Consider the following 25,745-nt stretch of genomic DNA (forward strand, 5'->3'; position numbering starts at 1 on the left):
CATGTACCTCCTTTACTTGTGTCATAATTACCATAGACTGTTGCCGGATTTCTTAGCTACATAGTTAGCGATTGTGAGAAGACCTACACTAATAACAGCTTTGAATAGACCGACGGCAGTAGCATAGGAATATCGGTAATTGTTAATCCCGACTCGTATGACATAAGTATCAATGACATCTGATACATCTCTAAGCGCAGGGTTTGGCGCAAGTACTAGGATGTCTTCAAACCCAGCACTCAACAAGTTTCCGATTGCCAGAATCATAAATATTGAAACAACTGGCATAATGGATGGAAGCGTTATCAAGTACATTTGTTTAAATCTACTTGCTCCGTCTATTGAAGCTGCTTCATATGAGCTAGGGTCCACTCCTGCGATGGCTGCTAAATAAACAATGGAGCCAAATCCGATTTCCTTCCAAACATTTGTTGATACTAGAATGGTTCTGAAATATTCAGGCATCGATAGAAAGTTAATCGGTTCATCAATCAAATTCATTTTTTCCAGTAGCATATTAATACTACCATTGTCTGTCGCGAGCAACGAGCCAATAAGTCCGCCGATAATGACCCATGACATAAAGTGAGGCAAATATGTAACTGTCTGTACAATTCTCTTGAATTTCATTCTACGAACTTCGTTAAGCATCAAAGCTAGAATGATCGGTGCCGGGAATCCAATCAAAAATTTAAGCAAACTGATAATGATTGTATTCTTCATAATTAAGGCGAAATCTGGTGAATTAAAGAAATAAGCAAAGTGCTTAAATCCAACCCATGGACTACTAGAGAAGCTACTGCCTACTTTATAATCCTGGAACGCAATCATGATCCCGTACATAGGAACATAACTGAAGAGAATAATAAGGGCTAGTGCTGGTAACACCATTAACTGCAAATCGATTTGTTTAATAAAGGTTGTAAATACATTTGTAGGCCGCTTTAGCGGTGGCTTTGATTCCACCGTTTTCACGGAAAGCTGTGCCATGTCGTGTCCCCCTCTGCTATTCCGACTGCATTAAGTTTACGAAATAACGCTTTCATTTACTATCTGACAGATCAACTAAATGTGATACTAATCAACACCATACTTTTATTTATCATAAAAATGACCCGTAAGGGTTCACTTTTTTTCAAAGTGCACCACTTACGGGTCATCATTCTAACGCTAAAAACTTATTTTTAGCTTATTTTTCTTTAGGGTACATTTGTTCACGTAAGGATTTAACCTCTTCGTTCTCCAAATACTCATCATAACTCATAGAGCGATCGATAATTCCGTTCGGAGTAATCTCAATAATCCGATTCGCAATGGTCTGAATGAACTGATGGTCATGAGATGTGAATAGGATCGTACCGTCAAAGTCAGTAAGTCCGTTATTGAGTGCTGTAATGGATTCCAAATCCAAGTGATTCGTAGGTTCATCGAATACAAGTACATTGGCACCATTAAGCATCATCTTAGCTAACATACAACGAACTTTCTCTCCACCAGAAAGCACGCTTGCTTTCTTCAAAGCTTCTTCCCCTGCAAACAACATGCGTCCAAGGAAACCACGTAGGAACGTTTCATCTTGGTCTTGGGAATACTGACGAAGCCAATCTACCAAGTTCATCTCTATGCCATCGAAATAACGGGAGTTATCTATAGGGAAATAAGCTTGGGTTGTTGTAATTCCCCATGTATATTCACCTGAATCTGCAGGTTGCTCACCCATCACTAGATCGAACAATGTAGATTTAGGTAGTGTATTTGGTCCCACAAGAGCAATCTTATCGCCTTTATTAACCACGAAACTTACATTATCAATCACAACTTCGCCATTAATTGTTTTGCTTAAGCCATCAACTGTAAGTAGTTGTTTGCCCGCTTCACGTTCCGGTTTGAAGTGTAAGAATGGATACTTACGGCTTGATGGACGAATATCATCCAATGTAATTTTCTCTAACTGTTTCTTACGTGAAGTTGCTTGTTTAGATTTAGAAGCATTCGCAGAGAAACGTTGAATGAACGCTTGTAGTTCTTTCACTTTCTCTTCTTTCTTCTTGTTGGAATCGCGTGACAAGCGCAACGCAAGCTGGCTGGATTCGTACCAGAAGTCGTAGTTACCTACGTACATTTGGATTTTACCGAAATCGATATCCGCAATGTGAGTACATACTTTGTTCAAGAAGTGACGGTCATGGGATACAACGATAACAGTACCTTCATAATCCATCAAGAAGTTCTCTAACCAGCCAATCGATTCAAGATCCAAATGGTTGGTAGGTTCATCGAGTAGCAAGTTATTCGGACGACCGAACAATGCTTGCGACAACAACACGCGAACCTTTTCGTTACCGCTAAGTTCAATCATCTTCTTATCATGAAGTTCACGAGGAATCCCTAGACCAATCAAGAGTGCTGCAGCATCCGGCTCAGCGTCCCAACCATTCAACTCAGCAAATTCGCCTTCCAGTTCACCGGCACGAAGTCCGTCTTCTTCTGTGAATTCGGATTTAGCATAGAGCGTATCCTTCTCTTTCATAATCTCGTGCAGACGAATATGGCCCATGATAACAACCTCAAGTACATTGAACTCATCAAATTCAAAATGATTCTGCTTGAGTACTGCCATACGTTCCCCTGGAGTCATATGAACCTCACCTGAGTTCGCTTCAATCTCTCCAGAAAGAATCTTTAGAAATGTTGATTTACCTGCACCGTTCGCTCCAATAAGACCGTAACAATTGCCTGGTGTGAATTTTATAGTTGCATCTTCAAAAAGTGCGCGTTTTCCGTAACGCAGAGTCACGCCGCTTGTACTGATCATGAAAAATCCATTCCTTTCAAATTAAACTTCCCCCATCATACCATAAATGAAGCGCCTTTTCGAAGTGTAATCATGGAATTAGAGTTAATTCCCCTTTCTTGCCTCCGGATGTATCTTCTGAGTCAGTCCATAGCTTAGGACTTGCACACGATTATCTGCTATCTCTAATCGCTTTTAGTCTCAGTCCATTTTAACGCTTTTCTTGCGGGATCATTATCTCAGCGTTAAGATCTACGAATACTTGAATGGCTCCGCCGAATCAACATGTTGTATGACGAATTAGAATTTACTCATTACTACAGCAAAAGCAGCTCATCCTCTAACAAGAAATGAGCTGCTTTTTTAGTTACCCGATCACTTTTTTTCCTTAATTATACTTTGAATTGCCGTAAATAAATTTGTAGATCTTCTGCCATCTTGGCCAACGACTGTGCCGAAGAGCTGACTTGCTCCATCGCAGCCAACTGTTCTTCGGTCGCCGCAGACACATCTTGCGTTCCCTCAGCCGATTTCTCCGCCACATTCGTAATAAAGTTCACTTGCTCGACAGCGTAATCGGTGCTCTTATTCATTTGCATCGAGTAAGCCGTAACCTCTTGGATTTGAGTTGTCACTTGCAGTACTGATTGCATAATTTCATTAAAGGATGCGCCCGCTTGGTTAACAACATCGATACCTATGGCTACTTCGCGTGTGCCTTTCTCCATAGATTCGATGGCTACTGTCGTCTCACTTTGAATCGCTTCAATTAGCTCAGTAATTTGCTTGGTTGACTCTCCTGATTGCTCAGATAGTTTCCGCACTTCACCGGCTACTACAGCAAATCCTCGTCCATGTTCGCCTGCTCGAGCCGCTTCGATCGCTGCATTAAGAGCGAGTAAGTTCGTTTGCCCCGCAATATCAGACATTACCTTAACGATATTATCAATTGCAGCAGATCGTTGGCCTAGACGCTTTATCGTATCGTTAATGGAGTTTACCGTAACGTGAATAGATTGCATCTGATTCATAACCACTTGAATGGCCTGATTGCCGATATCGGCACTTTCGGATGCTGTCAAAGCAGAGTTGGCTACACTTTGCGCGTTAGTTGCAATTTGCTGTACACCCTCTGCTACCTCTCGAATTGAGTTTACGCTCTCTTCAACGTTTTTCAGTTGCTTCTCCGTTCCGTCCGCCACATCTTGAATCGCCATCGCAATATGCTCGGTTGCCTTACTCGTATGCTCTGCGTTTGCAGACAACTCCTCTGCGGACGTAGCCACGTCTTGGGCCGTTCGATTCACTTGCAGAATGAAGCCGCGCAGAGTCGTAATCATCGTATTGACGGCTCCTGTCAGCTTGCCAACTTCATCATGCGTTTTCACTTGCAACGCTTCTTGGCTTAGATCGCCCTTCGATACACGTTCAGCTGCGTATGCTACCGCGACAATTGGCCGCGTAATTTGTTGTGCAATAAAGATCGCAATAAAGATAACCACTAAGCTTACAAGGAGAACAATTATCGTCACATTCGTTTTAATGGAAGAAACTGCTGCTGTAATCGAGTCTTCCGGAATGTGCAGGTACAGGCTATAACCTGTCGTTGGCACAGGCGCGTATGCAACTGAATAATTTTTTCCTGCTTCATTATAAACATAGGAAGTAGATTTCGCTTTATCTCCAGATAAGATAGCAGCTAAGCCATTCGTCAACTTCGCTTCTTCGGCTGTCTTGCCGATCAGATCTTTATTCGGATGAAGCTGAATTTTTCCTTGGTTGTCCACGACAATCGGATATCCAACGCCATTATCAATGTACAAATCTTTTAAAATGTCGGACGTAAATCCTTCAAAGTTTACGAGTCCAGTCAGAACACCCTTGACACGATCGTCAGCATCTTTAACAGGAGCGGCCATAATAATGGAGCGTTGGCCCGTCGTCTTTGCTAGAATAACATCCGTGTACGTTACTTTTCCTTCCAGTCCATTTTTGAAAAATGGACGGCTCCCCAAGTCAATACCTACACTTTTTTCAAATGTATCAGCTTTCACAAGGCCGTCCGCACCAATAAAGGTGTTGCCGTCGTACTTGTCTGTTGTCTTTTTTAACGACTGTATATACTTCATCTTTTGTCCGTTATCGTCCGTACGAATATCTGACGTTGTTGCCAGCAGCTGTATTTCAGACATGCGTTCCCGTAAGAACATATCCATCGTGTTGGCTTTACTCTGTACGAGAGAAACGTAGGAATCATTTTGTTTCTCAATCAATTTAGTCGAAACCGTGTAGTAGACGTACAAGGAAGTTGAAATTAAAGGAATAAACGAAACGACCAAAAACCAAGCGATTAGCTTATTTTTTAACTTGCCTGTAAAAAGATTACGTATCAGACCCTTAGCCTTGGAAGCCGAACTTTGTTCGACAGGTTCTCTCATTTATTATCCCTCCACCTTATCCATTGAAATCTCTAATTAAGCTGTACGGCATGTGTTATCGGAGGGTGTATGGGTGTCATGATGTCTCATATGCGTATATTTTAGAGGAGACAACTAAGGAAGTCCGGAAATTTCCGAACTTTATCCTCGTTGTCGATTTCATTATTTTATAAAATTAATACCCAATAGACGCGCCTTCACCACGAGGGTCAGCGCCACCAAATTTCACGTTAGTTTTCGGATCGATAACGACCATACCGGATTGACCCACTTGGTCCGTGTAATTGTCAATCTTCTTCACTGGATGACCACGACGGATAAGCTCATCCATAACGGATTGCGGGATACGTCCTTCCATCTTCAAGTCATTAGCAGAATCTCCCCAGTTACGGCCATGCAGCCATCTTGGCGCTTCAATAGCATCCTGCACACTGAAGCCAAAATCTACGAAGCGTGTTACAAGTGCTGCTTGCGTCTGAGGTTGTCCCTCCCCACCTTGTGTACCATATAGCATATACGGCTTGCCGTCTTTCAACAGCATCGCAGGGTTCAGTGTATGGAACGTGCGCTTTTTGGGCTCCAAATGGTTGATGTTGTTCTTGTCCAAGGAGAAGAAACTTCCGCGGTTCTGTAGCAGAACCCCTGTATCTTTTGCTACAACACCTGCGCCCCAGTCAAAGTAATGACTTTGAATGACGGATACGGCATTGCCATCCTTATCTACGATACCTAACCATACAGTATCACCCTTAGGATCAAGCGGTTCAACTGCCTTAGCGGCTTTTTTCATATCGATGCGGTCAGCCATTTGTTTACCGTGCTCTTTGGATAACAATTGATCAACTGGAATTTTAACAAAATCCGGATCAGTTAACCATTTATCGCGGTCCGCGAATGCTTGCTTCGTCGCTTCAACCATAACATGGTAGTAGTCAGCGGTGCCTTCGCCCATGCTCTTCAGATCAAAGTTGTTTAAAATGTTCAATATAGATAATGATGCCATACCTTGAGAGTTCGGCGGCACATTGTAAGCTTGGTATCCACGGTAATCCACGGTAATAGGGTTTACCCAATCCGCTTTGTGGTTAGCAAAGTCGTTGTACGTCAAGGAACCACCGTTAGCTTGAATATCAGCTGCGATCTTCTTCCCGATGTCTCCTTTGTAGAATGCATCTGTACCTTTATTTGCAATGATCTTCAGCGTATTCGCTAAGTCTTTCTGCACAAGCATTTCGCCCGCTTTGTAAGGCTCACCGTTAGGCTTCAAGAACGTCTTGCGGAACGTTTCAAAACGCTGCAAGTTTTTCAACTCTTTATCTTTTGTGTCGATGGCGCTTATCGTCCATGACTCTTGATTAGGTGTCACCGGATAACCTTTCTCAGCGTATTGAATGGCACGCTCAAGCACGTTGTCCAGATCCATGGAATTACCCATCGATTTTTTCGCGTATTTGTAAGCTTCTCCCCAACCAGACACTGTTCCTGGAACTGTGTTTGCCGCCAAATAGCCGCGGGAAGGAATTTTCTCAAAACCCTTTTGTTTGTAGAAATCAATCGTAGTCTTCTCACCTGAGCGACCACTTGCATTTAATGCTTTTACTTCTTTTGTCTTTGCGTTATAAATAAGCCAGAATGCGTCTCCACCCAAACCTGTATAGTGGGGGTAAACAACCGCGAGCGCTGCTTGCGCTGCGATTGCCGCGTCTACAGCATTACCTCCATCTTCAAGAACTTCCAATGCTGCCGCAGATGCCAGATAATGCGGCGTTGTAACGATTCCGTTTGGAGCCATTGTTGTGGGGCGACCCGCCGCACCTGCAGTGGCCGATAAAGTCGAGAAGCATAACATTGTCGTCAGCAACAGGGTTGTACACTTTTTCAAATTAATTCTCATGTTTCTCCTCCTAAATAATAAATATTCTTGATGGTTATGTAATGTATTAGAACCTAACCCTTAATACCTTTTTCCCCCTTTGAAGGTAACAATCACCACTGTAAAAGCAAAATAAAGATGACATTGCAGCGAGAGAGCCCTTCCCTTGTTAGAAGAAAGTTTCTCTACAGGATGAGGTGAAACTCATCCACCAATGTCATCTTATTTATTCGCGTTGCGATGACAGGTAACTGGCTGGCATAACCTGCGTAAAAACAAGCGGTAGCCCCTATAGCTTTGCGACCTATTCTTTCGAAATAGTGTGCTCTTTTCTGTAATTGTATTTGTTCATGAACATTTAATCATAAAGATAGATTATATACCATCCATCAAATTCCATCAATAGTCGACAAAATTCGAGTAAATATAACGATGTCATTATTTTTTATTTGTTTTATTTTCCATATTTATATGTAGAATACTGGCTATGATCATACTAGCCATAACGCTTTTTTTCTTGCCTTTTAACACTTAGATCATAGACCTCCCTTCAATAAAATGAATTCCTACAATCGAGCATTCATGCACTTGGCTATCCTTTTAAACTCTATATTGATTTTCAGTAGCTAAAAAATCCTTATTTTTGGTTTTCTTATAAATGAGGTAAAATAACGTAGAAGAGGAGGTTGATCATAATCATGAAGATCACATTTATTGAACCAACACCAAGCCCCAATACAATGAAGCTCCATTTGGATGAAACTATAGAGACTGGGTTACGTAAAACGTACACCCTGGAAAATGAACGTTCAGCACCCGTATGGATACGGGAAATGCTCCATATTTCAGGTGTCAAAAGTGTGTTCCACACCACTGATTTTGCAGCTCTTGAACGTAAAGGTAATGCAGATTGGTCCACCATCCTAGGCGAAGTACAGGAACGACTCGGTCAAGATGGCATGACAACGACATGGTTAGAAGTAGATAATGAGTTAGGCGAACATTACGGCGAAGCTGAAGTTCTTGTTCAGTATTTCCGCAGTATCCCCATGCAAATTCGTGTGAAGGCCGCTGGGCGCGAAGAACGTATCGCTTTGTCCGAACGATTCACGCAGGCTGTAACGGCTGTTGCTATCGCTACTATGATTAAGGAACGTAAGCTTTCTGATTATGGTATTCGTTACGGGGAACTTGCTGACATTGCACGCGAAGTGGAGCAAGAACTTGAAGCAGCCTATCCTCCCGAGCGTCTCGAGAAAGTCATTCAGCAGGCCATTGCACATGGTGCAAGCGACGAAGAATTCATGGAGAAACGTACGGAACTAAGTGACCAAGAGCTTGAAGAAGCACTACAGAATAACGATTGGCGTATTCGCTATGCAGCATTTGACGGTATGAGCCCAACACCCGAAAGAATCCGTTTCATTAGAACAGCACTTCATGATTCCAAAATGCAAATCCGTCGTCTCGCAATTATCTACCTTGGAGATTTGAAATCACCAGAAGCAATGGAACTGTTATATGTTGCATTGCAAGATAAGTCTGCTGCTGTACGTCGTACAGCTGGCGACACGTTATCAGACATCGGTGATGCTCATGCAACGAAGGCTATGACTGAAACCTTGAAAGATAGCAGTAAACTTGTTCGTTGGCGGGCCGCTCGCTTTCTTTATGAAGTCGGTACGGAGGATGCACGCCAAGCTCTTGAGGAAGCGGCTGAAGATCCTGAATTCGAAGTTAGCTTACAAGCCAAAATGGCTCTTGAACGGATCGAGTCTGGCGAAGAAGCTGCCGGAACCATATGGCAGCAGATGGCTAAGCGCACACGCTCGTAATACAATATTTATCCATTTGATCCTGCGATGACAATTGATTATACTTAGACATTGTTCAGTATAAACAAGTAAAGATATCCTCATCCTACTAAGGTGAGGTAGAGGTCGCGAATTGCGATGAGTAGACTGTGAAGAGGCGTAAGAAGCCGCCGTATCATTCACAGATCGAAAGGCGCCTTTCGCCGAAGTATATAGGCTGCTTCAATTAGCCACGTATGCTGGGTCTGTTTTCCGAATAGGGGCAGAACTGTCATAGTGTCCTTCAATAAGGACACTATGTTGGGCTATCTTTCATGGAAGTTGGGTGCGGATCATATAAATAGAAGACATTATGCTCTTTGTATACGGGCATACCTTTGTTTTGGTATCTATTGAAAAGACCGCCGGAATCCATTCCAGCGGTCTTTTTTGCTGTTTCCCTCCCCTTCCATGACAAGTATTTATTTTGTAGAGGGAGTGTAATGATTAATGAAGAATCACAAGGAGACTGAAGGTTCACTGAAGCCCAGTCTCAAAGCACGACATATGACAATGATCGCTTTAGGTGGATCTATAGGAACAGGACTTTTTCTTGCTAGTGGGAGTGCTATTTCCTCTTCTGGTCCCGGCGGGGCCTTACTAGCTTACGCTGCGGTAGGATTGATGGTATATTTCCTTATGAATAGCCTTGGTGAATTGGCTACCTATCTTCCCGACTCAGGTTCATTTAGCACGTATGCTTCAAGATTTGTTAGTCCTGCATTTGGTTTTGCTGTGGGCTGGAATTTCTGGTATAACTGGGCGATCACCATTGCTGCAGAACTCGCTGCAGCCACCGTCATCATCAAGTTTTGGTTCCCTGATAGCCCTTCTGCTATATGGAGCCTCTTGTTTCTACTTATCATGTTTGGATTAAATTTCTTATCTACTAAAAGCTTTGGGGAATCAGAGTTTTGGTTCGCTATCATAAAGATTATTACAGTCATTGTCTTTCTTACCCTTGGCGTACTCATGATCTTCGGAGTTATCGGTGGTGAATTCGTTGGATTGAAGAATTTCAATCTAGGAGGCTCCTCATTCCACGGTGGATTCTTTGCCTTTGTTGGGGTATTTATGGCCGCAGGTTTCTCATTTCAAGGTACCGAACTGATTGGTGTTGCCGCGGGTGAAAGCGAGAATCCTCGCAAAAATGTGCCACGTGCTATTCGGCAAGTTTTTTGGCGCATTCTTATTTTCTATGTTTTCTCTATTTTTGTTATTGGGATGCTTATCCCTTATACAGATCCTAGTCTACTCAACAGTGATCTAAATAACATTGGGGTCAGCCCATTCACGCTATTATTCGAGAAGGCTGGACTTGCTTTTGCCGCAGCGGTCATGAATGCTGTTATCCTGAGTTCAGTCCTTTCCGCAGGAAACTCAGGTATGTATGCAGCAACCCGTGTCTTATATTCCATGGCTAAGAACGGACTAGCACCGAAATTTTTAGGTAAGTTAAATCGACGTAGCATTCCAGTTAATGCTCTGATCCTAACAACTTCCATTGGAATGCTTGCATTCCTTGCCTCCTTCTTTGGAGATGGTATTGTCTACATCTGGCTACTGAATGCATCTGGCATGTGTGGATTTATTAATTGGTTAGCTATATCGGTCTGTCACTATCGTTTCCGACGTGCATTTCTAGCTCAAGGGCATTCTCTTAAGGAACTCCCTTTCGTAGCACGCTTTTTCCCAAGCGGTCCGATCTTCGCTTTCATCCTATGTCTAATCGCTATTTTCGGCCAGAACCTTGGAGCATTTACCGGCGATTCTATTGATTGGTATGGCATTGTCGTATCTTATATCAGTATTCCTCTGTTCTTGATGATATGGTTCGGATATCGCTTTGTGAAGAAGACCAAAATCATTCCATTGGAACAATGTGATTTAAGTACTATCGATTAACCTGAAGCCGAGACAAAAAAAGGTAAGGATCAGCCCAACACTGGAAAATAGTGTTAGCTGATCCTTACCTTTTTATATCATGCTATGGAAGCATTAATCCCATATCATGTGCTGCTTCCAAGAGATAAGGCACATATCCACGAAGCGTCTCAATAGATAATCTATTAACTGGGCCTGATACCGACAATGCCGCAGTCACGACACCATGACGATTTGCAATAGGTACCGATATAGCCGCAGCTCCTGGTTCCCTCTCCTCAAAGCTCATCGCATATCCACACTCACGAATCTCGTGTAACTGTTCCAAGTAACTGCCACGGTCAATCAAAGCCGGCCATTCAGGATCATTTAGCAATTCCCCTTGCTCTTCAGATGATGCAAACGCTACAAGAACTTTACTTGATGCACCTACATATAACGGAAGCCTTGCACCAACCTTAGCCACGCGCCGAATTCCTTGGTTACTCTGCACCGCCTGAATACGTAGTCGTTCATTTCCTTCACGTAAATAAAGACTGACCGTTTCCCCTAATCGATCTCGTACACTCTCCATTGCGGGTAGCAACAAGATAGCCGGGTCATCGTTTCTCGATAAATGAGTAGATAGTTCCCATATCTTCATTCCCAGATGATACTTTTCTGTTGCAGCATCCCGAATAACAAAACCTCGCTCTTCAAGCGTAGACAGCAGACGATGTACCGTACTCTTATGGAGCCCTATCTGCACTGCTATTTCCGTCAATCCGAGATCAACATTTCTAGTGAAACACAGTAATATATCAAGTGCCCGTTCTACGGAACGGACCGTTAATTTGCGATCTTCCAAGATGAATCGCCCCTCTTTGTTGTTTCATCACGTGAAACATGGTTACATAATTATATGAAATAACCCGAATAAAGTCTACATATTACAATTAGCTAACAATTGTCCCAACTACATTGACTTTCATTAATATGGGGCATACGATTAATAAGACCTATAAGGAGGGGCTATTTATGAACATTTTAACTAGGACTAATGCCCCACAATCTCATTCCATTCAAAAGTTAGCTACAACGAACTCATCTCGATTTATTCGTGTTAAACATATTATTGTTGCACTCGTTCTATCGATTATCTTTTTCCTATTGTTTTGTTTCGTTGCACTACATGCTTACATCGCCTGGGTATTATCTAATCCCACGGTTGCACCTATCTATTCTAATCCGTTAGCTGCTAAGTCTATGGCTTATGAGAATGTCACTTTCCCTGCGCTCGATGATAGCCGTCTAATGCATGGTTGGTATATTCCTGCTAAAGGGTCCCAAAGAACCATTGTGTTCAGCCATGGCTATGGCGCAAATCGTGAGGAATCATGGGTTCCTATGTATGACCTTGCTCATTATGCCCACAGTCTCAATTATAATGTTCTCATGTTCGACTATGGATTTGCAGCTGAGTACAATAAAGATGTGGCGACAGGTGGCAAAATTGAAACGCAGCAATTACTAGGCGCTATTAAACTTGCTAAAGAACGTGATGCAGGGCAGATTATTGTATGGGGCTTCTCCATGGGTGCAGGTACGGCACTTCAAGCCGGTCTTCAAACGAATGATGTAGATGCTATGATTCTCGACAGTACCTTTCTATTAGAACCAGACACGTTATATCACAACATTAAGAACCAAATCGATCTACCTCGTCATCCTTCTTTAGAAATATTAGAGTTACTGTTTCCGGTATTGAATGGAACAAGCCTCAATCAGATTCCATACCAACAAGTAAAGAGCGAGGATTATCCTTTTCCTATCTTCTTCATACACGGAACTAAAGATGAGAAAGCACCCTTTGGCATTGCTGAAAAGCTAGCTTCCAATCAGACTAATCCGCTCTCTACCTCGTGGATTGTTGATGATAGTCATCATGAACTTATCTTTCGTGAGCACTCTCGTGATTACTTACGTCGCGTCTCTTCATTCCTCGAAGAAGTTAAAACGACCCTTAATACCTCTATTCTCGAAAAATAATAGAGCACTATGAATTATATATTTAACAAAAGAGGCCCTGTCGAGAAATCGACAGGGCCTCTTTTGTTTATCAAATCAAATCCATTAATAGTCTCTAAGCAGAGATAAGAACTCTGCACGACTAGCTGAATCTTCACGGAAAATCCCTCTTACAGCGGAAGTAACCGTCTTGCTTCCCGGTTTCTTCACCCCGCGAGAACACATACATAAATGCTCGCCTTCTACGACAACCATTACACCATTCGGTTGTAATACCTCATTAAGAATATCCGCAATTTGAGATGTAATACGTTCCTGCACCTGCAGGCGACGAGTTACCGCCTCAACCAAACGCGCAAACTTACTGAGTCCAGCAATTTTACCACTTGGGATATATCCAATATGAATTTTCCCAAAGAAAGGTGCCATGTGATGCTCACATTGACTGTAATACACAATATCCTTCACAATGACAAGTTCCTCATGATTTTCATCAAAAGTCACACCTAACACGTCCCGAGGATCCACTTCATAACCCGCAAAGATTTCTTCGTACATGCGAGTGACACGCGCTGGCGTCTCAAGCAATCCTTCACGCTTTGTATCTTCACCAATGAGGTTTAAAATTTGCTCAATGTGATATTCTATCTTCTCACGATTGTTACCCACTTCAGTGTTTACATAGTCTTTAACTCCAGACACAGTACATCCTCCTCTCACGGCCACACTTCCCGGATAGAAAGATTACTTACCTTTTACGGCTTTGGCCTCTCTTCGGAACAGCAGGCTGATTCTTCATCATTTGCTGTGCTTTTTGCATCTGTTTACCATTCAGATTATAACCCATCTGTTTAGCCATCTTTTGTAGCATTTCCGGATTATTCTGCATTTTCTCCATCTGCTTGCGTAAGTAATATACGCCAATGAAGAATCCGCCAGCTAATCCTACAATTAACGTGATAATAGGAAGTGCAATATTCATTTCGGCCACCTCGATAATTTACAAGAATTTGTCTTACTTGCTTACATACGAACATATCATAGCATGTCCTTTAGAGGCTAGCAAATATAATTCTAAGCAAGTACTTTGTCGATAAAGATGGTTGTTTCTGTGGCTAGATCTATTTCTTCAATCTCCAGACTATCACCATTACTATTCCGAATAATACGTATAACCGGTCGCCCGGGTAATCCTCTATGCTGACTTACGACAACACCGTTCTCTTTCGTTGACAACCTAACTCCCATACCATTCGGATAAATCGAGACCATCCTCGTGAATTGGATCAGAACATCCCGGTCTAATTGTATCTCGGACATCGCCATCAATTCTTCGCAAGCCTCATGTGGAAGAAGTGCTCTCTCTCCCTCCAAATGACTGATTAAATGATCATAAGTATTGGCCACAGCAACGATCTTCGCATAAATATGAATTTCATCATTTGCTAAGCCTCGTGGTAGACCAAACCCATCTACTCTTTCATGATGCTGCAAAGCAACATGTGCAATGAGGAGATTGAATTCTCGCTTATTCTTGAGCTTCTCATATCCTCGCCATGTATGGTGATTCCTTACACCAGGAGCCACTTCTTCATCCTTCAAGATATTGTTCTTGCCTATATCATGCAACAAGGCACCCATAGCCAACTCTTTGGCCTGAATATAATTAAATCCCATATTAATGCCCATAACTGTAGATAGTAGACAGACATTCATGGCATGAATGTACTGGGCATTGTCGACCGTACGAATATCCGTTAATTGAACCAGTAATTCTTTGTTACTGAGGACATCAGATAGTAAGGTGTCCACTGTTGTACCAATTAATTGTGCATTCCATTCCTTACCTGAGCGCACAGCTTCAAACGTGTCACTTATCCCATGCATGAGACTCTGTTTCGTCGCTTCGGTCAGCATTTCAGAGGTCTCTACATCATCAAATAAAGCGTCCTTAATATATAGCATCGTAACGCCAATTCGATTGAGCGTATTGACCATATATACAGTAAGTTGAATTCCAGCCCCCAACAGTACTGTCCCATTTCCTGAATATACTGACTTCCCAAGAAATTGCCCTGCTTCTACATCTGCAATATTTACATATCTCATATATGTTCCCCCACATGGCCTAATTACTTATGATCCCGAATGCTTTATCTTTCAGGTAACGACCCCTCAAAAGACAACAGTTGGCTTCTGATTTCGTGACCATAAACATAGCCCGCAAGCGAGTTGTCTGCACCTATAATACGGTGGCACGGTACGATAATCGGAATCGGATTTTTATTAGTCGCCCCTTGAACGGCTTTAACCGCCTTTGGACGCTCAATAGCTTCCGCTAATTGTCCATAAGAACAAGTCTCCCCATAAGGAATATCGGCAAGTGTAGTCCATACTTGTAGTTGGAATAAAGTACCTCTCATATCAATCGGAAGATCGAATTGTTTGCGTTCCCCAGCAAAATATTGCTCTAACTGAGTTTTAGCCTCGGATAAACGTTCTCCGTCATGTATAAATTCAGCGTCTTGTGCCCAGTTGCGGGACCATTGTTGTATTACGGCTTCCTTCGTCGTAAAAGAATCCATTTCGATTAAACAAATACCCTTGACCGATGTACATAGCGTTAATACCCCAATAGGTGTTGTTATTTCATCGTAATAAATGATCTCTTGAGAATGCTCTTCTTCAATGCTAGTCGACGGTTCTAACTTTTCTTTCGCCTTCATTAACATTTCCTGAACCTTCACATCTTCTTCTACGGCCAATCCTTTATTCACACTATTCAAAGCTTCCTCACCTCCAATACGTCCTAGTGCCCAAGCAGCAGTCCCCCTCATTTCAAATCGAGGGTCCTTTAACAGCACTTCTTCGAGTCTTGGTACGGCAGAACGATCTTTAAAATTTCCCAATGCAATAATCGCATTGCGCTGCATTGGCTTCTTCCCTCTCCAAGCCGCCGCGCTCTCTCCGAACTTCTCCTTGAATTCCCGGTTCGTAAGATCAAGAATGGGTAACAACAGCGGCTTAGTGATCTCAGGATCAGGGAGTAATTGTTTGTTATGATCCCAGCTTTTCCCACGATTCTTAGGACAAACAATTTGGCATGTGTCACAGCCATAAAGACGATTCCCGATCTTACGCATCTGTTCTTCTTCTAATAGCCCTTTGGTTTGCGTCAAAAAGGATACACATCGCTGTGCATCAAGCTGTCCTGGTCCCACAAGAGCACCCGTAGGACAAGCATCAATACATTTAGTACAGTCACCACAATCTTCGGTTACAGGGGTATCTGGTGGAAAAGGAATGTTGGTTACCATATCCCCTAGATAGATCCAAGAACCCCACTTCGGTGAAATAATCATACAGTTCTTCGCACTGAAGCCTATACCTGCTCTTTCAGCCACGGCCCTGTCGACTAGTGCACCGGTATCAACCATACTTTCTAACACGGCTTCGGGAATACGCTCCCTAATGAAATCCTCTAGCTTCTGCATCGCTTCTCGTAACACATAATGATAGTCCCTACCCCATGCAGAGCGGGCTAATATTCCTCTGTAGGCCCCTGGTTCTGATTTCGGAGGGTTCACCATTTTGGATGGATATGCCACTGCTATCGAAATTAAGGATGCAGGTTGTGATGATGGTAGCACGGGTGTCACCCTTTTATCTAAATCAGGTTCTTCGAAACCTGACTCATATCCTTTATCGCGGTGATTCTGTAGAATAGACTTCAGCGAAACAAATGGATCGGCAGTAGCAAAACCAATATCATCAATACCTAAACTAGGCGCAGCTAATTTGATATCTCTTTTCAGTTGCTCCCATACGGACGGCGAGGGAGCATATGGTGAGCGTACATGTTCAAGCGTCATCTCCTCATCGTCTCCTTATGTTATATAACAGACTAAAGTCCTCTAATTTTATTCAATGGCCAAAATATGAATTCTGCCCTACCCACAATCAAATCTGATGTAACCTTACCAAAGTAACGACTGTCCTTGCTCTCTCCTAGATGACGGTTATCACCCATGACAAAATATTGATCATCCTCAAGCTTAATTCCAGCGAAGTCATCATCTTGAATGTCCACATCAATATAATTTTCCTGCTGTAATTGGCCATTTAGATATAACTTGTGTTCTTTGACTTCAACTATATCCCCAGGAACACCAATCACACGTTTAACAAGAAAATCCTTCTTAGTATCATCTTGGCTTGGATCATGTAATACTACCACTTCACCTTTTTTAGGTGCAGAGAAATCATAAATTATTTTGTTAACGAATAATCGTTCTTTTTCTACTAATGTGGGCTGCATCGACTGCCCTTTAACCATAGACAAATTAAAAACAAATACATTAAGCAACATCATAACCACAAAAACGACAACAATTGTTTTAATCCAATCCCACAATTCCGCTTTCCATCCAGGCTTATGTTGTCCTGCTGGTTTATCGGGAGATGTAGAACTATCCGATGTTATTCCATCTAGTGAATGATCTTGATTCATAAATACACCTCTTTTTATAATCATTTGCTGAAACGATCCTATTAAATAGAAAAGCATATCTGCTCCGTTTTTGCAACGGCTGCAAGATATGCTTGATATTTGGAAAATTTAGTTGGTTCCTCTATTTATATACATATATTATACTAAAACTTACTTTGAGCAACAATACTAAGTTTCTGGAAAGCCTCCATAATTTTGTTAGCCCCATAACCCATTGCCTCAAATAACGGCATTACTGCAAGGTTGTGATCATCCCCAGCAATCAAAATACGACTTACTTTACGTTGTTGAAACCGCTGTTCCATCGCAGTAACAAGGGCTTTTCCAATCCCTTTACGTCGATAGTCTGGGTGAATAGCAATTCTGAAGTAGCAACCATGGTTATTCTCAATCGTACCGATCAAGGCCCCCACAATTTCTCCATCTTCTTCTGCTACCATAATCAGGTCAGAATCCCACGAAAGTTGTCTAGAGAATGGTTGAATCGTATTCTCAAAGCACTCTTCCGATAATGCAACCTGAAGAAGTTCAGTTACTGGATTACAGTCACTTAACTGAAAGGAACGAACATGCATAAATTAAATCTCCCTTTTCGTTAGCTTTATCCGGACCATATAAAAGTTAACATAACAAGCTAACTTTACAAAAATCTCGAATATAATAATTACGACAAATAACCTGAAAATCCTTCTTGCTAGTCCATTAAACCACAGTTTTATTGAGAAAACACCTGTTTTCTTATGAAAGCGCTTCATATCTCGCTTTATTGCTATAATATAGAAGATCAACTATTTTACTGGCATATTTCTATTAACAATAGGTTATCATAAATAATGTTTTGTTAATGAATAATTAACAAACCGACTTTACAAACATAAATGTTGATTTAATATGTTAAATACGGTTTAATAATATATATAACAACGATGTAATTATCTGAATTGTTCTACGTTTAGATCATTACATTTCACTACATATGTTGATGAAGGATGCTTCGTCAGGCCCTTTATTCATTCATAAATTATCAATATAATACAATCCGCAGGAGGTAATTTACCATGACATTTCAACTACCAGCACTACCTTATTCGAACGATGCACTTGAACCACACATCGATGCGTTAACAATGGAAATTCACCACGATCGTCACCATAACACGTATGTAACAAACTTGAATGCAGCACTTGAGAAAGCACCTGAGTTGCAAAACAAGAGCATCGAAGAATTGCTAACAGGTCTTGGAAGCGTACCTGAAGAAATTCGTACTGCTGTTCGTAATAATGGTGGTGGACACGCAAACCACAGCCTTTTCTGGGAAATCATTGGTCCAAACGCTGGAGGAAACCCAACTGGTGAATTAGCAGAAGCTATTGATAGTCAGCTTGGTGGTCTTGATAAATTCAAAGAAGACTTTGCTAAAGCAGCTACTACTCGTTTCGGAAGCGGCTGGGCATGGCTTGTTGTTGGTAAAGACGGTAAGCTAGCTGTAACAAGCACTCCGAACCAAGACAACCCACTTAGCGAAGGTTTGACTCCTATTCTAGGACTTGACGTATGGGAGCATGCTTACTACTTGAAATTCCAAAACAAACGTCCAGATTATATTGCTGCTTTCTGGAATGTTGTTAATTGGGATGCAGTTGCTGCACGTTATGTAGCGGCTAAATAATTAAACAAACTTATACTTAATTATAAGCAAAAAAATGATCCACCCACTTAGGGTCGGATCATTTTTTTAATTTATAATTTCATTCTCTTCTCTTCAAAATTAGCATTAATAATCTTCAAAAATGCATTAGGGAAGGCGTACGATGTCATATCTTCTTCATTAATCCAACGATATTCAGTGATGGTATCCCCTATATCCGTCACATCCATCTTGTAGGGTTCGCTATTCTCCGCTATAACCATCTGATCCTCTTCCTTGCAACGATATACCTGAAGGTTCCAACGAATATGACTAAATATGTGTTCAATATCCATGAAATGCTCCAAAGGTATTGCTGGAATTCCCTCAGCCACCATTTCTACACCTAGCAGGCCCTGTGCACGTAGATCATCCATTCTTCCACCACGACTTACAGGTGAGATCATATGTGGAAGCTCCCACATTCGAGCAAGTAATCCACTCTCTGGACGTTGCCTAATCAATATCTGCCCAGCATGCTTCCCTTGACCTTCAATCAAGGCAACAAACCGTTGTTCTGGACGTGGAGGCTTGCTCTTCGACTTGATGGGAAGTTGCCCCTCCTTGCCTTCTAGCCTTGCCTCACAATGCTCCATAACCGGACATGTTAAGCAACAAGGAGACTTAGGTGTACAGACTAGAGCTCCAAGCTCCATCAGAGCCTGATTAAAGTGTGAAGCCTGTCCTTCAGGAATTAATTCCACGACTAATCTTTCCATTAGCGCGCGAGTACTCCCTTTCATGATATCCTCTTCGATTAAGAAGAATCTGGACAATACTCTCATAACATTACCATCTACAGCTGGTTCTGGTTGATTAAATGCAATGCTAAGAATAGCTCCTGCTGTATAAGGACCCACGCCCTTAAGCGCAAACACGCTTTCTTTATCATTAGGTACCTGACCACCGTGTAAGTCTTGTACTTGTTGGGCAGCATACTGTAAATTGCGTGCACGAGAGTAGTATCCGAGCCCCTCCCAACTTTTCAAGACGTCTTGCTCAGGTGCATTTGCCAAATCCGCAATCGTAGGAAACTTCTCTATAAATTGATTGAAGTAAGGAATGACCGTATCTACACGTGTTTGCTGAAGCATAATTTCAGATATCCAAATATAATAAGGGTTACGATGGCGCCGCCAAGGTAAATCCCGTCGGTTCTCAAGATACCAGCTCAGTAGATTCTCACTGAAATAGCGTTGTTGTTCTAAATTAGACATGTGCTTCTCCTTATCTATCTTTGTATTCCATGGGCAGAAGCTAAAGCTTAATTCACTCTTTCAATAACTGCAAACGCAGAAGCAAGCTCTCTCTGATGCGTAATACTCAAATGAATAGCATAATTCGCTGATTGTCCCGGAAGGTTCAAATTCTCCCATGCTTGTTTGCTTAATTCTACCATTGGTTTACCCAAGTCATTGGGAATAATTTCAATATCTCCAAAACCAATGATTGCACCGATTCCACAGCCGAATGCTTTGACTATGGCCTCCTTGGCAGCAAATCTACCCGCAGCAAATTCCGTAGTCTTCGGTCCTCGCCTTTGAGCTAATTCATACTCCTTCGATGTCAGTACCCGTTGCATGAATGCTTGACCATTGCTTCTACTGAGCAACTGCTCAACACGATTGATCTCAAGTATATCGTGTCCGATTCCATAAATCATGGGTTCCACACACCTTCCGTCAAAAGCTACAATCCTTATTGTATCAGGCGGTGCGATATGTTGCGACCTTTCATAGCATAACTCATATTACCATTTGTCTTAATTGATATTACTCGTACATGAGATGAAATAATAAATAGAGTGCACAACCGTTACCTGTGTGCACTCCATTTATTATTTCTATCTTATATCAGTTCCAAGTAATACACCTAAACAACATACTTAGATTCCTGGTATAGAATTACGCTTATGAGCCGTTCTTTTGTAGAAACCTTCTAGAAGCTCCCGCGACTCGGCATTAATTTCTTTACCTTCTAGATAGTCGCTATTCTCCTCATATGTAAGACCCAGTTCTTCTTCATCTGTCTGACCTTCCCATAACCCAGCTGTAGGTGCTTTATCCAAAATGGACTGTGGCACACCTATAAAGGCAGCTAGTTGTCGAACTTGACGTTTGTTAAGGGAACTAAGGGGTGTAATATCTACCGCGCCATCTCCCCATTTGGTATAAAATCCAGTAATGGCTTCGGATGCATGATCCGTTCCGACTACAATTAGATTCAGCTCAAAAGATAATGCGTACTGCATGACCATACGTGTTCTTGCTTTAACATTACCTTTGCCTTTGTGGCTGATATGACGATGGATACCCATACCTTTGAGTCCCTGCTCTACTTCCAGTGCCACTTCGGTCACAGCATCTTCGATATTCGTCTCTACCGTATGTTTAAGATCGAATGCCTTCGCTGTGGCGTAACTATGATCAATATCTTCCTGTGTTCCATAGGGCTGGAATACACCAAGTGTCATGTAATCTTTACCTGTTTCTTTAGATAGTTCATCTGTAGCTAATTTACACAAACCAGCAGCAACCGCACTATCAATCCCACCACTAATCGCAATGAGTAGTCCTGTAGATCCAGCATTCTTCACGTAATTCTTAAGGAAAGCCACTCTTTCCTTCACTTCCGATTCCACATTAATAACAGGTTTAACCCCTAATTCTGCGATGATCTGTTCTTGTAAACTCATTCTTAAGCGCACCCCTTTTCTAAAAATATGTTTCATTCGTGAATTCATGATTATTCCATAAAAAAGACCGTACACAAAACCCCGGAGCTGTCGGATTGCCGCAACTTCGGGGTTTATGATGCAGCCAACACTTAAATATTACTTACATACACGGTCAAAAGCTTCTGTTAGTTCTGCAGCAATCTCTTGTGCGGATCTATCTTCAATGGAGTGACGTTCGATGAAATGAACAAGTTCTCCATCTTTCATCAATGCAATGGAAGGTGAAGAAGGCGCATAAGGAGCGAAATACTCTCGTGCCTTAGCTGTTGCTTCTTTATCTTGCCCAGCAAATACAGTAAATAATTGATCAGGTACAATAGCATGTTCCAAAGCCATAGCAACACCAGGACGGCACTGTCCAGCAGCGCAACCACATACTGAGTTAATAACGATCAAAGCTGTACCCTTTGCATTGGCCACTTGTGCCTCAACTTCTTCAGGTGTTGTAAGTTCCTGAATACCCAAATTTGTTAATTCATCCCGCATCGGTTGAATCATATCTCGCATATATCGATCAAAAGACATAGACATTCTCATTCACTCCTCATTAATCATATATAACAATGACTTCATTAGATTATACCTATTCTGAATGTTTGAAAGCAAGTAACTGAGCAAGATAGACAGCACTTTTTCAGATTATTTATCCATTAATAATGAAACATTAATCACAATAAATGTAATGCATTGGTGTTATTATGAGGAAATCTCACAACAAACGATGTACCAATGCCCTCTTCAGAGTGAACCGTAATTTTGCCTTTATGATGTTCAACAATGCTTAGGCATAATACCAATCCAAGCCCTGTCCCTTGATCTTTGGTTGTAAAGAAGGGGACAAATAATTCATCTAGCTTACTCTGCGGGATACCTGCTCCTGTATCTGATACAATCAGTTCTACATAATTGTCATCCACTGTGGTTCGGATGGTGAGCTGTCCCTTAACATGCATAGATTCCATTCCGTTACGCGCTAAATTTAGAATTAATTGTTTAATCTCTTTTGAGTTCAGACTGAGTTCAGGTACATTCTCATCCAGTTCTAACTCAATACTCTGACCTCGTAAATTTGCATCTGCCCATAATAATGGACTCAGATCATAAATAATTTTATGTAAGTGGCAATCTGCTTTCTCAGTTACTCGATTCTGTGCAAGGGACAAAAAGTCATTAATAATACCATTCGCCCGATCTAACTCTTCCATAACAATTCGGTAATAATGATCTAACGTGCTTGGGCTCTTCTCGTGCATGAGCTGTAAGAAACCACGAACTACTGCCATAGGATTACGAATTTCGTGTGTTATACTTGCTGCCATCTGACCTACCAAGCTAAGTCTTTCCATATTTCCTAGCTCATTGCGAAGTCTTTCGGTTTCTGTAATATCTTGAATGACCAATATAGCCCCCAGTATTTCACCTGTATAAGAGTTCGTAAGCGGGGAAGTATTCGTATAATATATTTTAGACTCATTTTGTGTTAATTCATGATCCATAATTATTCCTTGAAGTGCCTGAGACACTCGATATTCAATATGCTCCTTAACCATCATGTCGTAAGTAAACAGTGTAACATGTTGCCCAATAACCTCTATCTTGGTCAAATTAGGCATCTTTATTTTAAATAGATTCATCATCATTTCATTAATGCTAGTGACTCTGCCATTCCGATCTAAAGAAACCATACAGAGGGGTGTCATATCCATGACCTGCTGTAATTTATCCTCTTCACGTAAATATTTCTCTGACATCCCCATAATCTGTTCCTTAAGAAACAGCCTCTCTAAAGAAAATTCAATCAAATAAATAATAATGGCTCCCCAAAAAAGACTAATTAATAAGTAAAAGGTAATCATAAGTAAAGAGTTCATATTAAATAAACTTGGATTATCCCATTGAAATAAAGGTGGGAAATCAACCAGTAACATCACAGGGAATAAACTTATAACAATCTGAGATATTTTTCCTTTTAGCGAAGCTTTCAAGAATAAAGAAGAAGTCCAGAACAACACCGGATACATCAATATCCCCGTATGAACAATTAAACCATACATGGAATAATTCTCTGTAAATATGAAATAAAAAGTAATATATAACATAGCCAGTGGCACACCTGATTTATATCCTCCATACAAGATCGCAACAAAAAGCGGCACAATACCCATATTAAGAGGTATGACCCCTCCGTACAGTTCAGATGAAAACATAGAACATAACATTAGACTGACGGCACTAGATAACACGATAACCATCGTAAAACCAGTCGCATTTAGATTTCTTGATTTCCCCTTGCAATGTATGTATTTATCAAGAATGAGAGGAAAAAGAACTGCAAAAGAACCAGATATCAATACCTGTAATAAGATATTCTTTAGGACACTATAAATAGCCGCCCCTCCTTCCCACAATGTGCTATTAACCATTATATAATCCTATTAAATAACAGCGTACGACATATTACAATATATTCTAATTATATCTCTTACTAGAGTTGTTGTAACCTATATCTATTTGTTATGATCTTAAAGAAGAGAATGTTTAACTGACATAAGGGTTAACTGCTAAAAAGGAGATTAATAAATGAAATACGATGTTATCGTTGTAGGCGGAGGTCCGTCAGGACTCATGGCCTGTGTTGCCGCTGGAAGTAAAGGTGCTTCCGTTCTACTACTTGATAAAGGTAATAAATTAGGACGTAAACTAGGGATATCTGGAGGCGGGCGTTGTAATGTAACGAATGCCAAAGAGACAGAAGATTTGATTGCCCATATTCCTGGGAATGGCCGTTTTCTCTATAGTGCATTCGGACATTTTAATAATCGTGATATTATGGATTTCTTCGAGGGTCTGGGGATTGCTTTGAAAGAAGAAGATCATGGAAGAATGTTTCCCGTAACAGATAAAGCTTCTAGCGTAGTTAATACGTTGCTAAGCAAAGTACAAGAGCTAGGCGTAAAGATCATGACTCATAGTCCGATCGCTGAAGTTCTCTACGAGAATGGACAGACCGTTGGCGTGAAGCTTATCTCAGGGGAGACATTTAAGTCTTCTAGCGTAATCGTTGCTACGGGAGGTAAATCTGTACCGCAGACTGGATCTACAGGAGACGGATATCCTTGGGCAGAGGCTGCTGGGCATACCATTACAGAATTATATCCTACCGAGGTTCCAATCGTTTCCCAAGAGAAATGGATTCAAGATCGTGAATTACAGGGTCTCTCCCTTCGAGATGTAGAACTATCCGTATGGAACCCTAAAGGAAAAAACGTCATTCATCATCGAGGCGACTTTATCTTCACCCATTTCGGGATATCGGGTCCAATTGCGCTTCGTTGTAGCCAATTCATTCGTCAAGTTAAAATGAAATTTAACGTCCAGAAAGTCGAAATGTCCGTTGATCTATTCCCAGATTACTCTCCAACAGAACTCGATGCCCTTCTCAAAGAACGTCTAGAATCAGAGCCTAAGAAGGCGATCAAGAATGTTTTGAAGGGTACGTTATCTGAGCGGATGATTCCACTTCTCTTATCGAAAGCTGAATTAGACGGAGATACAACTTACGCTCATTTGCAAAAAACACAATGGCTAGCTTTCTTAAGCGTATTAAAAAAATTCAGCTTCTACGTAACAGGAACAAAATCACTTGACGATGCTTTTGTTACAGGTGGCGGAGTTCATCTGAAAGAAATAAATCCCTCAACAATGGAATCGAAATTAATGCCGGGATTATTCTTTTGCGGAGAAATTCTAGACATTCATGGCTACACAGGGGGATATAACATCACTGCTGCATTCTCTACTGGTTATACCGCAGGCATGCACGCAGCAAAAAGCTATTCGTGAAGGAACTACTAAGGAAATCAAGCCCCCCCTTCGAAAGAATAGTGGCTTAGGAGCTGAATGGGTCCTAAAGAAACGTTAGTGATTATCCTACACAACTGATGATCATGCTAAAGGAATA

At 41.5% G+C, this 25,745-nt stretch carries 21 protein-coding genes and 2 riboswitches; of the genes, 5 read left to right on the forward strand and 16 right to left on the reverse strand.

Annotated elements, in window-relative coordinates:
• Positions 1–27: 27 nt before the first annotated feature.
• From BW961_RS20350 to ggt, 4 genes are all read right to left on the reverse strand, one after another.
• On the reverse strand, positions 28–990 hold the full coding sequence (locus BW961_RS20350) for an ABC transporter permease (RefSeq protein ID WP_068591504.1): 963 nt from the start codon (positions 988–990) through the stop codon (positions 28–30).
• Positions 991–1,189: 199 nt separating this feature from the next.
• Positions 1,190–2,815 carry an ABC-F family ATP-binding cassette domain-containing protein gene (locus BW961_RS20355; RefSeq protein WP_068591502.1) on the reverse strand — a complete coding sequence of 542 codons (1,626 nt, stop codon included), beginning with the start codon at positions 2,813–2,815 and terminating at the stop codon, positions 1,190–1,192.
• A gap of 371 nt (positions 2,816–3,186) precedes the next feature.
• Positions 3,187–5,232, reverse strand: a complete 2,046-nt coding sequence (locus tag BW961_RS20360) for a methyl-accepting chemotaxis protein (protein ID WP_082867679.1) — start codon at positions 5,230–5,232, stop codon at positions 3,187–3,189.
• A gap of 175 nt (positions 5,233–5,407) precedes the next feature.
• Positions 5,408–7,126: a gamma-glutamyltransferase gene (gene ggt, locus BW961_RS20365; protein WP_068591500.1), complete on the reverse strand. Its 1,719-nt coding sequence runs from the start codon at positions 7,124–7,126 to the stop codon at positions 5,408–5,410.
• Between the two features lie 222 nt (positions 7,127–7,348).
• A riboswitch (cyclic di-GMP riboswitch) is annotated at positions 7,349–7,442 on the reverse strand.
• Between the two features lie 361 nt (positions 7,443–7,803).
• Here ggt and BW961_RS20370 point away from each other — a divergent pair.
• Complete coding sequence (locus BW961_RS20370) at positions 7,804–8,940, forward strand: virulence factor (protein ID WP_068591499.1); 1,137 nt, start codon at positions 7,804–7,806, stop codon at positions 8,938–8,940.
• A gap of 91 nt (positions 8,941–9,031) precedes the next feature.
• Positions 9,032–9,235: riboswitch (Lysine riboswitch) on the forward strand.
• Between the two features lie 173 nt (positions 9,236–9,408).
• The gene (locus tag BW961_RS20375; protein WP_068591497.1) at positions 9,409–10,863 is read left to right on the forward strand and encodes an amino acid permease; all 1,455 of its coding nucleotides are present in this window, start codon (positions 9,409–9,411) and stop codon (positions 10,861–10,863) included.
• A gap of 82 nt (positions 10,864–10,945) precedes the next feature.
• On the opposite strand, the gene BW961_RS20380 is transcribed toward BW961_RS20375, so the two are convergent.
• Positions 10,946–11,689 carry an IclR family transcriptional regulator gene (locus tag BW961_RS20380; RefSeq protein WP_068591495.1) on the reverse strand — a complete coding sequence of 248 codons (744 nt, stop codon included), beginning with the start codon at positions 11,687–11,689 and terminating at the stop codon, positions 10,946–10,948.
• Positions 11,690–11,859: 170 nt separating this feature from the next.
• Here BW961_RS20380 and BW961_RS20385 point away from each other — a divergent pair, with 170 nt between their 5' ends.
• Positions 11,860–12,870: an alpha/beta hydrolase gene (locus BW961_RS20385; RefSeq protein WP_068591494.1), complete on the forward strand. Its 1,011-nt coding sequence runs from the start codon at positions 11,860–11,862 to the stop codon at positions 12,868–12,870.
• Between the two features lie 84 nt (positions 12,871–12,954).
• Here BW961_RS20385 and folE read toward each other — a convergent pair whose 3' ends face one another.
• The 6 genes from folE to BW961_RS20415 form a co-directional block, all read right to left on the reverse strand.
• Positions 12,955–13,551 carry a GTP cyclohydrolase I FolE gene (folE, locus tag BW961_RS20390; RefSeq protein ID WP_068591492.1) on the reverse strand — a complete coding sequence of 199 codons (597 nt, stop codon included), beginning with the start codon at positions 13,549–13,551 and terminating at the stop codon, positions 12,955–12,957.
• A 46-nt stretch (positions 13,552–13,597) separates the two neighbouring features.
• Positions 13,598–13,831 (reverse strand): YneF family protein, encoded by a 234-nt coding sequence (locus BW961_RS20395; RefSeq protein WP_068591490.1) that lies wholly within the window; start codon positions 13,829–13,831, stop codon positions 13,598–13,600.
• 92 nt (positions 13,832–13,923) lie between these two features.
• Entirely contained in the window at positions 13,924–14,958 is a 1,035-nt protein-coding gene (locus BW961_RS20400) for an HD-GYP domain-containing protein (protein ID WP_068591489.1), read from the reverse strand.
• Between the two features lie 44 nt (positions 14,959–15,002).
• Positions 15,003–16,721 (reverse strand): tRNA epoxyqueuosine(34) reductase QueG, encoded by a 1,719-nt coding sequence (queG, locus tag BW961_RS20405; RefSeq protein WP_068591487.1) that lies wholly within the window; start codon positions 16,719–16,721, stop codon positions 15,003–15,005.
• 32 nt (positions 16,722–16,753) lie between these two features.
• Positions 16,754–17,359 carry a signal peptidase I gene (lepB, locus tag BW961_RS20410; RefSeq protein WP_068591486.1) on the reverse strand — a complete coding sequence of 202 codons (606 nt, stop codon included), beginning with the start codon at positions 17,357–17,359 and terminating at the stop codon, positions 16,754–16,756.
• A gap of 143 nt (positions 17,360–17,502) precedes the next feature.
• A complete protein-coding gene (locus BW961_RS20415) occupies positions 17,503–17,934 on the reverse strand; it encodes a GNAT family N-acetyltransferase (RefSeq protein ID WP_068591484.1) in 432 nt (143 codons plus the stop codon).
• A 483-nt stretch (positions 17,935–18,417) separates the two neighbouring features.
• Here BW961_RS20415 and BW961_RS20420 point away from each other — a divergent pair, with 483 nt between their 5' ends.
• Positions 18,418–19,029 (forward strand): superoxide dismutase, encoded by a 612-nt coding sequence (locus tag BW961_RS20420; RefSeq protein WP_068591483.1) that lies wholly within the window; start codon positions 18,418–18,420, stop codon positions 19,027–19,029.
• A 71-nt stretch (positions 19,030–19,100) separates the two neighbouring features.
• On the opposite strand, the gene mutY is transcribed toward BW961_RS20420, so the two are convergent.
• The 5 genes from mutY to BW961_RS20445 form a co-directional block, all read right to left on the reverse strand.
• Complete coding sequence (mutY, locus tag BW961_RS20425; protein ID WP_068591481.1) at positions 19,101–20,264, reverse strand: A/G-specific adenine glycosylase; 1,164 nt, start codon at positions 20,262–20,264, stop codon at positions 19,101–19,103.
• Between the two features lie 47 nt (positions 20,265–20,311).
• On the reverse strand, positions 20,312–20,710 hold the full coding sequence (acpS, locus tag BW961_RS20430; protein WP_068591480.1) for a holo-ACP synthase: 399 nt from the start codon (positions 20,708–20,710) through the stop codon (positions 20,312–20,314).
• Between the two features lie 222 nt (positions 20,711–20,932).
• On the reverse strand, positions 20,933–21,742 hold the full coding sequence (nadE, locus tag BW961_RS20435) for an ammonia-dependent NAD(+) synthetase (RefSeq protein WP_068591478.1): 810 nt from the start codon (positions 21,740–21,742) through the stop codon (positions 20,933–20,935).
• 138 nt (positions 21,743–21,880) lie between these two features.
• Positions 21,881–22,315, reverse strand: coding sequence for a BrxA/BrxB family bacilliredoxin (locus BW961_RS20440; protein WP_068591476.1), 435 nt, complete (start codon positions 22,313–22,315; stop codon positions 21,881–21,883).
• A 137-nt stretch (positions 22,316–22,452) separates the two neighbouring features.
• Positions 22,453–24,207 (reverse strand): two-component system sensor histidine kinase NtrB, encoded by a 1,755-nt coding sequence (locus BW961_RS20445; protein ID WP_082867678.1) that lies wholly within the window; start codon positions 24,205–24,207, stop codon positions 22,453–22,455.
• A 157-nt stretch (positions 24,208–24,364) separates the two neighbouring features.
• On the opposite strand from BW961_RS20445, the gene BW961_RS20450 reads away from it, so the two are divergent.
• Entirely contained in the window at positions 24,365–25,627 is a 1,263-nt protein-coding gene (locus tag BW961_RS20450; protein ID WP_068591474.1) for a BaiN/RdsA family NAD(P)/FAD-dependent oxidoreductase, read from the forward strand.
• Positions 25,628–25,745 lie beyond the last annotated feature (118 nt).

The organism is Paenibacillus macquariensis, assembly GCF_900156375.1.
Taxonomy (GTDB): domain Bacteria; phylum Bacillota; class Bacilli; order Paenibacillales; family Paenibacillaceae; genus Paenibacillus_AQ; species Paenibacillus_AQ macquariensis.

What these genes read in the sequence shown, in the direction of transcription:
- BW961_RS20350 (WP_068591504.1), bottom strand. Translation starts at nt 990, where the DNA reads ATGGCACAGCTTTCCGTGAAAACGGTGGAATCAAAGCCACCGCTAAAG.
- BW961_RS20355 (WP_068591502.1), bottom strand. Translation starts at nt 2,815, where the DNA reads ATGATCAGTACAAGCGGCGTGACTCTGCGTTACGGAAAACGCGCACTT.
- BW961_RS20360 (WP_082867679.1), bottom strand. Translation starts at nt 5,232, where the DNA reads ATGAGAGAACCTGTCGAACAAAGTTCGGCTTCCAAGGCTAAGGGTCTG.
- ggt (WP_068591500.1), bottom strand. Translation starts at nt 7,126, where the DNA reads ATGAGAATTAATTTGAAAAAGTGTACAACCCTGTTGCTGACGACAATG.
- BW961_RS20370 (WP_068591499.1), top strand. Translation starts at nt 7,804, where the DNA reads ATGAAGATCACATTTATTGAACCAACACCAAGCCCCAATACAATGAAG.
- BW961_RS20375 (WP_068591497.1), top strand. Translation starts at nt 9,409, where the DNA reads ATGAAGAATCACAAGGAGACTGAAGGTTCACTGAAGCCCAGTCTCAAA.
- BW961_RS20385 (WP_068591494.1), top strand. Translation starts at nt 11,860, where the DNA reads ATGAACATTTTAACTAGGACTAATGCCCCACAATCTCATTCCATTCAA.
- BW961_RS20395 (WP_068591490.1), bottom strand. Translation starts at nt 13,831, where the DNA reads ATGAATATTGCACTTCCTATTATCACGTTAATTGTAGGATTAGCTGGC.
- BW961_RS20400 (WP_068591489.1), bottom strand. Translation starts at nt 14,958, where the DNA reads ATGAGATATGTAAATATTGCAGATGTAGAAGCAGGGCAATTTCTTGGG.
- queG (WP_068591487.1), bottom strand. Translation starts at nt 16,721, where the DNA reads ATGACGCTTGAACATGTACGCTCACCATATGCTCCCTCGCCGTCCGTA.
- lepB (WP_068591486.1), bottom strand. Translation starts at nt 17,359, where the DNA reads ATGAATCAAGATCATTCACTAGATGGAATAACATCGGATAGTTCTACA.
- BW961_RS20415 (WP_068591484.1), bottom strand. Translation starts at nt 17,934, where the DNA reads ATGCATGTTCGTTCCTTTCAGTTAAGTGACTGTAATCCAGTAACTGAA.
- BW961_RS20420 (WP_068591483.1), top strand. Translation starts at nt 18,418, where the DNA reads ATGACATTTCAACTACCAGCACTACCTTATTCGAACGATGCACTTGAA.
- mutY (WP_068591481.1), bottom strand. Translation starts at nt 20,264, where the DNA reads ATGTCTAATTTAGAACAACAACGCTATTTCAGTGAGAATCTACTGAGC.
- acpS (WP_068591480.1), bottom strand. Translation starts at nt 20,710, where the DNA reads ATGATTTATGGAATCGGACACGATATACTTGAGATCAATCGTGTTGAG.
- nadE (WP_068591478.1), bottom strand. Translation starts at nt 21,742, where the DNA reads ATGAGTTTACAAGAACAGATCATCGCAGAATTAGGGGTTAAACCTGTT.
- BW961_RS20440 (WP_068591476.1), bottom strand. Translation starts at nt 22,315, where the DNA reads ATGTCTATGTCTTTTGATCGATATATGCGAGATATGATTCAACCGATG.
- BW961_RS20445 (WP_082867678.1), bottom strand. Translation starts at nt 24,207, where the DNA reads ATGGTTAATAGCACATTGTGGGAAGGAGGGGCGGCTATTTATAGTGTC.
- BW961_RS20450 (WP_068591474.1), top strand. Translation starts at nt 24,365, where the DNA reads ATGAAATACGATGTTATCGTTGTAGGCGGAGGTCCGTCAGGACTCATG.